Origin of the sequence: Rhodococcus sp. SGAir0479, from assembly GCF_005484805.1 — a bacterium.
GTDB lineage: Bacteria > Actinomycetota > Actinomycetes > Mycobacteriales > Mycobacteriaceae > Prescottella.
In genome coordinates this window covers 2955296-2966154 of sequence record NZ_CP039432.1, presented here as the reverse complement: position 1 = coordinate 2966154, position 10859 = coordinate 2955296, and the positions used below count along the sequence as shown (strand labels likewise).

1 protein-coding gene is annotated in these 10859 nt (G+C 70.8%); it reads left to right on the top strand.

Translation table 11 applies throughout. From position 1 onward, the window contains the following. The first annotated feature begins 82 nt into the window (after positions 1-82). The gene (locus tag E7742_RS13855; RefSeq protein WP_137799469.1) at positions 83-10753 is read left to right on the top strand and encodes a non-ribosomal peptide synthetase; all 10671 of its coding nucleotides are present in this window, start codon (positions 83-85) and stop codon (positions 10751-10753) included. Positions 10754-10859: the final 106 nt, after the last annotated feature.

Below are 10859 nucleotides of genomic sequence, written 5' to 3'. Positions count from 1 at the left end.
GATGATCCGGGGGAGCCGAGCAATCGGCTCCCCCGGATCGGGCGATCGGAGATGGACGTAGATGTCGGGAGGACGAGAGTAGATGGCGGCGAACAAGCCTGGAGCCGGCGCTGTGACGGTCGAGGACCTGCCCCGGTTGCTCGCCGGGGTCACCGCGGTGGAGCCGGACCGGGTCGCGCTCACCCTGGGCGAGACCACCGTCACCTACGCGCAGTTGAAGGCGGAGATCGAGACCCTCGACGCGGCGATGGGCGGCGTGCTGGGCATCGACTCGCTGGTGCCGGTGGTGCTGTCCAACCTCGTTCCCGGACTGCTCGAGTCCGCCGAGCACGGCGGACTGGCCGGGGTGCTCGAGAGCGTGTTCGCCGACGCCACGCTGGTCCTCGGTGAGGGTGCGTCCGCGCCGGCACCGACGGCCGACACGCTCGCGTCGCTGTTCGACCGCCAGGTGGCGGCCACCCCCGACGCCGTGGCGCTCGAATTCGACGGCCGGACCCTGACGTACGCCGAGTTCGATGCGCGGGCGAACCGGCTGGCCCGGCACCTGATCGCTCTCGGTGTCGGACCGGACCGCACCGTGGGGCTCGGGATCCGGCGATCCCTCGATCTCCTCGTCGGCATGTACGCGATCGTCAAGGCAGGCGGTGCGTACGTTCCCCTCGACCCCGATCACCCGGCCGACCGCCTCGGCTACGTCCTCGACATCGCCGAGCCCGCCGTCGTACTCACGACCGGGCGGGACGGCCTGACACTCGACACCGACGTACCGGTCCTCGATATCGACGGCCTCGACCTGGCGGACCTGTCCGCCGATCCGGTCACCGACGACGAGCGCCTCGCACCGCTGACGGAGGACCACGTCGCGTACGTGATCTTCACGTCCGGGTCCACGGGCCGGCCCAAGGGCGTGGCCGTGGGACACGGCGCGATCGTCGCGAACCTGCGCTGGCGGCAGACCGCGTACCCGATGACGGCGGACGACGTCGTGCTGCAGAAGACGCCGTTCACGTTCGATGTGTCGGTGTGGGAATTCTTCTGGCCGCTGCAGGCCGGCGCGCGGCTCGTGATCGCGGCCCCGGACGGCCACCGCGACCCCGCCTACCTGGCGCGGGTGATGGTCGAACGGGGCGTCACCGTCGCACACTTCGTGCCGTCGATGCTGTCGGTCTTCGTCGCCGAGCCTTCGGCGCGGGAGGTGACGACGCTGCGGAACGTCTTCGCGTCCGGCGAGGCGCTGCCGCCGCAGACCGCCGCACGTTTCCGCGACGTCCTCGGTTCGACCACCGCCCTGCACAACCTCTACGGCCCCACCGAGGCCGCGGTCGACGTCACGTACCACGAGGTGACCGCGGCCGACACCGCCACGGTGCCGATCGGACGGGCCGTGGCCGACACCGGCCTCTACGTGCTCGACGAGGGGCTGCGCCGCGTCCCCGCCGGCAACGAGGGCGAGCTGTACCTCGCGGGTGTCCAGCTCGCCCGCGGTTACCTGAAGCGGCCCGACCTGACGGCCGATCGCTTCGTCGCCGACCCCTACGGTGCGCCCGGTGACCGGATGTACCGCACCGGTGACCTCGTCAAGCTGGGTCGCTCCGGTGAGCTGGAGTACATCGGCCGCACCGACTTCCAGGTGAAATTGCGCGGTCTGCGCATCGAGCTCGGTGAGATCGAGTCGGCGCTGCTCGACCATCCGGCGGTGTCGCAGTCCGTCGTCGTGGTGCATTCCGATCCCGACCTCGGTGATCACCTGGTGGCGTATGTCGTCACCGACGGCGGCGAGGACGTCGAGCGCACCGAGCTCGCCGCCGCAGTCGGCGCGCGGTTGCCCGAGTACATGGTCCCGTCCCTGTACGTCGCACTCGCGGAGTTCCCGCTGAACGCCAGCGGCAAGCTCGACCGCACAGCGCTTCCCGCCCCCGACTTCTCGTCGCTCGCCCGCGAGTACCGGGCCCCCGGCACACCCACCGAGGAGATGCTGGCGGCGACGTTCGCCGAGGTCCTCGGCGCCGAGCGGATCGGTGTCGACGACGACTACTTCGCGCTCGGCGGCAACTCGCTGAGCGCCACCCGGGTGGTCGCCCGGATCAACGCCGACCGCGGCATCCGGATCGACGTCCGGGACTTCTTCGACGCACCCACCGTCGCCGAACTCGCCGCGCTGGTGGACGCCCAGGTGGCCGCGGGTGGCAGCACCCGGGCACCGCTCGTGGCACAGGACCGTCCCGACACCGTGCCGCTGTCGCTGGCGCAGCAACGGATGTGGTTCCTCAACAGGTTCGACACCGCGTCTGCGGTGAACAACATCGTCGCCGCCATCCGGCTGTCGGGAACGCTCGAGGTGGGAGCGCTGCGGGCGGCCGTCGCCGATGTCGTCGCGCGCCACGAGTCGCTGCGCACGGTCTTCCCCGAACACGACGGCGCCGCGCAGCAGGTCGTCCTGCCCGCGGACCGGGTCACCGTGGACCTCGATCCGGTGCCGGTGACCGAGGGCGAGATCGCCGAGGCCGTGTCCGCGACGATCTCGCAGGGGTTCGACGTGGCCGCGGAGGTGCCGCTGCGAGTGCGGTTGTTCGCGATCGCGCCCACCGAGCACGTGCTGGTCGTCGTCGTCCACCACATCATCGCCGACGGGTTCTCGCTCGGCCCGCTCACCCGCGACATCGTCACCGCGTACGCCGCGCGGTCGGCCGGCGCCGTCCCGGGCTGGGAGCCGTTGCCGGTGCAGTACGCCGACTACGCGCTGTGGCAGCGCGCGGTGCTCGGCGACGAGAACGATCCGGAATCGCTCATCGCGCGGCAGGTGGACTACTGGCGCCGCGAACTCGCCGACCTGCCGGACCGTCTGGAGCTGCCGGCGGATCGACCGCGCCCGGCCGTGGCGTCGAACAGCGGTGCGTCGTACCGCTTCTCGATCGGCGCCGAGCTGTCCGACCGGCTGGACGCCGTCGCACGCGAGCACGGCGCCACCCCGTTCATGGTCGTCCACGCCGCGCTGTCGGTGCTGCTGGCGCGCCTGAGCGGCACGTCGGACATCGCCATCGGCACCCCGATCGCCGGTCGCGGCGAGGCGGCGTTGGACGACCTGATCGGCATGTTCGTGGGCACCCTCGTCCTGCGGGCCGACGTCCGCCCCGGCGCCGCCTTCGCGGACCTGCTCGCCCGGGTGCGGTCCACCGACCTGGAGGCGTTCGCGCACGCCGACGTGCCGTTCGAGCGTCTCGTGGAGGTTCTGAGTCCGGCGCGGTCGCAGGCGCGGCACCCGCTGTTCCAAGTGGCGCTGTCGTTCCAGAACATGGACCGCACCGAACTCGCGCTCGGCGACCTCACCGTGTCGGGCGTCGACTTCGACACCGCCGTCGCGAAGTTCGACCTCGCGGTCACCCTGGCGGCGTCCGAGTCCGGCGGTCTGGACGTCGACCTCACGTACGCGACCGACCTGTTCGACGAATCGACGATGCGCGCGTTCGCGACCCGCTTCGAGCGCGTGCTGGACGCGGTCGCCGCCGACCCGTCCGTGGTCGTCGGTGACATCGAGATCCTCGACGCGGCCGAGACCCGCGCCGCGACCGCCGCCGGTCTCCCGGGACCCGAGCCCCGGCTGCTGCCGCAGATCCTGTCCGCTGCCGCGAGCGCGGATCCGACGCGGGCCGCACTCGTCTCGGGCGAGCAGACCGTCACCTACCGGGACCTGGACGAGCAGTCGTCGCGACTCGCGCGCGAACTGATCGCGCGCGGCGCCGGCCCCGAATCGGTGGTCGCGGTCGCCCTCACTCGCTCGGTCGAGTCGGTCGTCGCCGTGTGGGCCGCCGCCAAGAGCGGTGCCGCCTTCGTGCCGGTGGACCCGCACTACCCGGCCGACCGGGTCGCGCACATGGTCACGGATTCTCGTGCGCTCCTCGGCATCACGCGTACCGAGCACGTCGGCGCCCTCCCCGACGCAGTGCCGTGGCTCGTGCTCGACGACGCGGCGACGGCGGACGAGGTGGCCGCGCGATCGGGTGCCCCGGTGAGCGACGCGGACCGCACGGCCCCGCTGCGCGTCGCCGACGCCGCCTACGTCATCTACACGTCCGGTTCCACGGGTGTGCCGAAGGGCGTGGTGGTTCCGCACACCGGACTGGCGGCCTTCGCCGCCGAGCAGGTGGAGCGCTACGGCATCGAGTCCGACTCCCGCACCCTGCATTTCGCGTCGCCCAGCTTCGATGCGTCGATCCTCGAGCTGTTGATGGCGTTCGGTGCGGGCGCGACGATGGTGATCGCCCCGACCTCCGTCTACGGCGGTCACGAGTTGGCCGACCTGCTGCGCTCACAGCACGTCACACATGCGTTCGTCACGCCGGCCGCGCTGGCCTCGGTGGACCCGACGGGCCTCGACGCACTGCGCACCGTCGTCGTCGGCGGCGAGGCCTGTTCGGCCGAACTCGTCGCACGATGGGCGCCGGGTCGCCGGATGTTCAACGCGTACGGCCCCACCGAGGCCACCGTCGCGTCCAACATCTCCGACGCCCTCGTCCCCGGAGAGCCCGTCACGATCGGTCGGGCCATCCGGGGCGCCGACGCGTACGTCCTCGACGGTCGCCTGCGGCCCGTGCCGGCGGGCGTCCCCGGTGAGCTGTACCTCGCCGGTGCCGGAGTGGCGCGCGGATATTTCGGCCGTCCCGCGCTGTCCGCGGAACGGTTCGTCGCCAACCCGTTCGGCGCCACCGGATCGCGCCTGTACCGGACCGGCGACGTCGTGCGCGCCACCTCGGACCGGGTGCTCGAGTACGTCGGCCGCGCGGACGACCAGGTGAAGCTGCGCGGCTTCCGCATCGAACTCGGCGAGATCGAGGCCGTGTTGGCCGCGCACGACGCGGTGACCCAGGTTGCGGTGCTGGTGGTGCGCGACCAGCTGGTCGCCTACGTCGTGGCCGCCGACGACCGGACGGTCGACGCGAGCGAGCTGAAGGACTTCGCGGGTCGATCGCTCACCTCCTACATGGTTCCGTCGGCGGTACTGGTCCTCGACCGGCTCCCGCTGACCGGCAGCGGCAAACTCGATCGCAAGGCCCTGCCGGAGCCGGAGTTCGAGGCCGCCGAGTTCCGTGCACCCACCACCCCGGTCGAGGAAGCGGTCGCGGCCGTGTTCGCCGACGTTCTCGGTGTCGACCGGGTGGGGCTCGGCGACGACTTCTTCGCGCTGGGCGGCAACTCGCTGCTGGCGACGCAGGTGGCGGCACGGCTCGGCGCCGCCCTGGACACCACGGTCCCGGTCCGGCTGTTGTTCGACGCGTCCACCGTCGACGGACTTGCCGCGCACCTGACCGGGTCCAGCGCCGGCCGGAGCAAGGCGCTCGTCGCGGGTCCGCGCCCCGAGCGGATCCCGCTCTCGCTCGCGCAGCAGCGCATGTGGTTCCTCAATCGGCTCGAACCGGAGTCGGCGGTGAACAACATCCCGCTCGCCATCCGGCTGTCCGGTGACCTCGACGTCGAGTCCCTCACGGCGGCCGTCGGCGACGTTCTCGCACGGCACGAGTCGCTGCGCACGGTGTTCCCGGAAAGCGACGGGGTCGGCTACCAGTCCGTGCTCCCCGCGTCCGAGGTCGCGGTCACGGTGCCGGTCGAGACGGTCGAGCAGGCGGAGCTGCCGGCGCTCGTCCAGCAGATGGTCGCGACCGGATTCGACCTGACGACCGACCTCCCGGTGCGCATCCGGTTGTTCGCGCTGTCGCCGACCGAGCACGTGCTGGCGCTGGTGGTGCACCACATCGCCGCCGACGGCTTCTCGATGGGACCGTTGACCCGTGACGTGATGACCGCCTACGCGGCCCGCGCGGCGGGGACTGCGCCCGCCTGGACGCCGCTGTCGGTGCAGTACGCCGACTACACGCTGTGGCAGCGCGACGTGCTCGGCTCGGAGGACGACCCCGAGTCGGCGATCTCGACCCAGCTCGACTACTGGAAGCGCGCCCTCGCGGGACTGCCGGACCAACTGGACCTGCCGACCGATCGTCCCCGGCCGGCGGTCGCGTCGAACCGTGGTGCGGTGCACCAGTTCCCCCTCCCCGCCGGGCTGTCGTCCGCCATCGGCGAACTGGCCCGAGAGCGGGGCGTCACCCCGTTCATGGTGGTGCATGCGGCGTTGTCGGTGCTGTTGGCGCGGCTCAGTGGCACGTCGGACATCGCGGTGGGTACGCCGATCGCCGGTCGGGGCGAGCAGGTGCTCGACGACGTGATCGGCATGTTCGTGGGCACGTTGGTGCTGCGGGCGGAGGTCGACGGCGCGGCGTCGTTCGGGGAGTTGCTGGCGCAGGTCCGGGAGACGGATCTGGCGGCGTTCGCGCACGCGGACGTTCCGTTCGAGCGGCTCGTCGAGGTGCTCGATCCGGCGCGGTCGCAGGCACGGCATCCGTTGTTCCAGGTGATGCTCACGTTCCAGAACCTCGGGCAGACCTCGCTCGAACTCCCGGGGCTCACCGTGTCCGGTGTCGACTTCGACGCCGCGGTCGCGAAGTTCGACCTGCAGGTGACGCTGTCGGAGACGCCGGACGGACTGTCCGTGGCGCTCACGTATGCGACCGATCTGTTCGACGAGTCCACGATGCGGGCATTCGGACAGCGGTTCGTCCGAGTCCTCGACACGGTGACGGCGGAGCCTGGCACCGGCGTCGGCGACCTCGATCTACTCGAGGCCGACGAGCGGTCACTGGTGCTCGAGCGGTGGAACTCCACCGAGCATCCGGTGGCGGATGCGACGTTGGTGGATCTGTTCGAGGCGCAGGTGGCGCGGACGCCGGATGCGGTTGCGGTGGTGTTCGAGGGCGAGTCGCTGTCGTACGGTGAGTTCGCGGCGCGGGTGCATCGGACGGCGCGGTGGCTGATCGGTCAGGGTGTGGGTCCGGATTCGCTGGTCGGGTTGGCGATGCGCCGGTCGGTGGATCTGTTGGTGGGCATGTACGCGGTGGTGGCTGCGGGTGGCGGTTATGTGCCGGTGGATCCGGATCAGCCTGCGGAGCGTAACGGCTACATTCTCACGACCGCGAATCCCGTTCTGCTGCTGAGCACTTCGCGTGATCGTTCGGGTCTGCCCGACGGGCAGCGGATCGTCGAGCTCGATACCGTGGATGTGTCGGGGTTCTCGGATGCGCCGGTCGGGGACGGGGAGCGGCGTGCGCCGCTGCGTTCGGGCAACACTGCGTATGTGATTTTCACGTCGGGTTCGACGGGTCGGCCGAAGGGTGTGGCGGTCGGGCATGCGGCGATTGTGAATCGTCTGGTGTGGATGCAGGCCGAGTACGGTCTGGGCGCGGATGATGTGGTGTTGCAGAAGACGCCGTTCACGTTCGATGTGTCGGTGTGGGAGTTCTTCTGGCCGTTGCAGGTGGGTGCGCGGTTGGTGGTGGCAGCTCCGGACGGGCACCGGGATCCGGCGTATCTGGCGCGCACGATGGTCGAGCGTGGCGTGACGACGGCGCATTTCGTGCCGTCGATGCTGTCGGTGTTCTTGGCCGATCCTGCTGCGGCGCGGGTGGGTTCGTTGCGGTTGGTGTTCGCGTCGGGTGAGGCGTTGCCGGCGTCGACGGCGGCGCGGTTGCGTGAGGTGTTGCCGTCGGCGGCGTTGCACAATTTGTACGGCCCCACCGAGGCTGCGGTGGATGTGACGTTCCACGAGGTGACGGCGGCGGATGCGGCGGGTGTGCCGATCGGTGCGCCGGTGTGGAATACGCGGGTGTTGGTGCTGGACGGGCGGTTGCATCCGGTGCCGGTGGGTGTTGCGGGTGAGTTGTATTTGGCGGGTGTGCAGTTGGCCCGTGGGTATGTTTCGCGTGCGGATCTGACGGCGGATCGGTTCGTGGCGAACCCGTTCGGTGGTCCGGGTGAGCGGATGTATCGCACGGGTGATCTGGTGTCGTGGAACGGCTCGGGTGAGCTCGAGTACATCGGTCGTACGGATTTCCAGGTGAAGTTGCGGGGTCTGCGGATCGAGTTGGGGGAGATCGAGACCGCGCTGTTGTCGTTGCCAGGGATCACTCAGGCCGTGGTGCTGGTGCGCAACGAGCAGTTGGTCGCGTATGTGGTGCCCGCGGCCGATGCGTCCCTCGATGTCGAGCAGGCCAAGGCCGGCCTGGCGCGGTCGTTGGCGTCGTACATGGTGCCGTCGGTGTTCGTGATCCTGGATGCGTTCCCGTTGAATGCGTCGGGCAAGTTGGATCGGAAGGCGTTGCCGGAGCCGGTGTTCGAAGCTGCGGTGTTCCGAGCGCCGACGACGCCGACGCAGGAGATCGTCGCGGGCGTGTTCGCGGACATCCTCGGTGTGGACCGGGTGGGTCTGGACGACGACTTCTTCGCGTTGGGTGGTAACTCGTTGATCGCGACGCAGGTGGTGTCGCGGTTGGGTGCGGCGTTCGATGCGACGGTGCCGGTGCGCGTGTTGTTCGAGGACTCCACCGTCGAGGCTCTGGCGTCGCGGATTCAGGATCTCGCGGGTGGTGGTGCGCGGAAGCCGCTGACGGCGGGACCGCGTCCGGCGCGGGTGCCGTTGTCCCTCGCTCAGCAGCGCATGTGGTTCCTCAGCCGGCTGGAGCCGGAGTCGACCACGTACAACATTCCGCTCGCAATGCAGTTGACGGGCGCTCTGGACGCGAGCGCGCTGCAGGCGGCGCTGCGGGACGTCCTGGTGCGGCACGAGGCGCTGCGCACGTACTACCCGGAAGATGCCGAAGGCCCGCACCAGGTGGTTGTGCCCGTCGACGACGTGGACATCGACCTGACGCCGGTCGACGTCAACGGCGAATCGGCCCTCCGAGAGCGGGTCACCGGCCTCCTCGATCGCGGTTTCGACGTCACCACCGGAGTTCCCCTGCGCGCCGGTCTGTTCCGCCTCGCGGACGAGCTCCACGTCTTCGCCTTCGTCGTCCACCACATCAGCGCCGACGGCGTGTCGATGGCACCGCTGGCGCGGGACCTCATGACGGCGTACGCAGCCCGCGCTGCCGGCGAGGCGCCGGCATGGGCGCCGCTCGCGGTGCAGTACGCCGACTACGCGCTGTGGCAGCGGGAGGTACTCGGGTCCGCGGACGACCCCGGCACGGTGGCGGCCACCCAGCTCGACTTCTGGTCCCGGACGCTGGCCGGGGCGCCGGATCTGCTCGAGCTGCCGACCGACCGGCCCCGACCGCCGGTGCAGTCCATGCGCGGCGCCGAGATCGGTTTCACGGTCCCGGCCGAACTGCACACCGCGCTCGAGTCGCTGGCCCGCGACGCGGGGGCGTCGCTGTTCATGGTGACGCACGGTGCGCTCGCGGTGCTGCTCGCCCGGCTCAGCGGGACGTGGGACGTCACGGTCGGCACCCCGATCGCGGGCCGCGGCGAGGCCGCGCTCGACGACCTCGTCGGCATGTTCGTCAACACGCTGGCGTTGCGGACCGAACTCGCGTCGTCGATGACGTTCACGGACGTGCTGGCACGGGCACGGGAGATCGACCTGTCGGCGTTCGGCAACGCCGACGTGCCGTTCGAGCGCGTGGTCGAGGCCGTCGCACCCGCGCGGTCGACGGCGCGGCACCCGCTGTTCCAGTCGGTGCTCTCGTTCCAGAACCAGCAGCAGGCGGGGCTCGCGCTACCCGACCTGACCGTCACCGGTGTGCCCGGCGTGGAGCCCGCCGCGAAGTTCGATCTGCAGTTCACGCTCGTCCCGACGTCGACCGGTGAGCTCGAGGCGTTGTTGACGTACGCCACCGATCTGTTCGACGAGTCCACCGCGCGGCTGCTGGGACAGCGCTTCCTCCGTGTCCTCGAGGCGGTGGCGGCCGATCCCGGCGCGGTGGTCGGCGACATCGAGATCGCCTCCGACGAGGAGCGCGCCCAGCTGCTCGGCGCGCGTCCCGCCGAGGGACCGGCGACGGATGCGGCGGGTGCGGTGACCCCGAGCGACCGCACCGTGCCGCAGGTGCTGGCCGCCGTGGTCGAGGCCGATCCCGAGGCCCCTGCCGTCGCCGACGAGGGGGAGGAGACCACGTACGGCGAGCTGTCCGAGCGAGCGTCGCGGCTGGCGCGGGTGCTCATCGCCGAGGGCGTCGGCCCGGGCCACCGGGTGCCGGTCGCCCTGCCCCGCTCGGTGGATGCGGTCGTCGCGGCGTGGGCGGTGCTCGAGTCCGGGGCCGCGCTCACACCGGTCGACCCCACCTCGGCGGCTCTCCAGCCGTCGGAGCTGCCGGCCAAGGTGGGCGTCACCACGTCGGAGTTCGTCGACGCGCTGCCCGACAGCGTCGCGTGGATCGTGCTCGACACCGCCGGCGAACGGATCGAGGCGCAGTCCGGGCGGCCGGTGGGCTACGCCGAGCGGGTCCGGCGCCTCGCGCCGGAAGACCCCGCCGTCGTCGCCGCGGACGCCACGCTCGTGGTCACCCACGGCGAGGTCGTGGCTCTCGCCGACAGGGACCGAGAACTCCTCGGTGTGACGTATGAATCGCGGACCGTGTGCACCGAGCCGGTGACCAGCGTGTGGGCGGTGACGGAACTGCTCGTGGCCCTCACCGCCGGTGCGGTGACGGTAGCCACCGCCCTACCCGCCGGTAACGCCACCGAGGTTCTGGCCGACGAATGGGTGACTCATGCCTTCATGTCGGGTTCCTCCGCGCAGGACCTCGACGTGGAGGAGCTCGAGGACCTCGAGGTCCTGGTGCTCACCGACGGGCAACCGTCCGGCGGGCACCCGGACGTCCGACGAGTCGTCGTCGACGCGGCGGCGTGGTCGGTGCGAGGCGAGAGGTGAGGCGATAATGGTGCACTGTTCGTTCCGGGCGATGTACGTGTGAGGAAAAGGGTCACTGTGGTGCGTTGTGCAATGCCGACCAGCGGTACACGAGGTGTTGAGAACG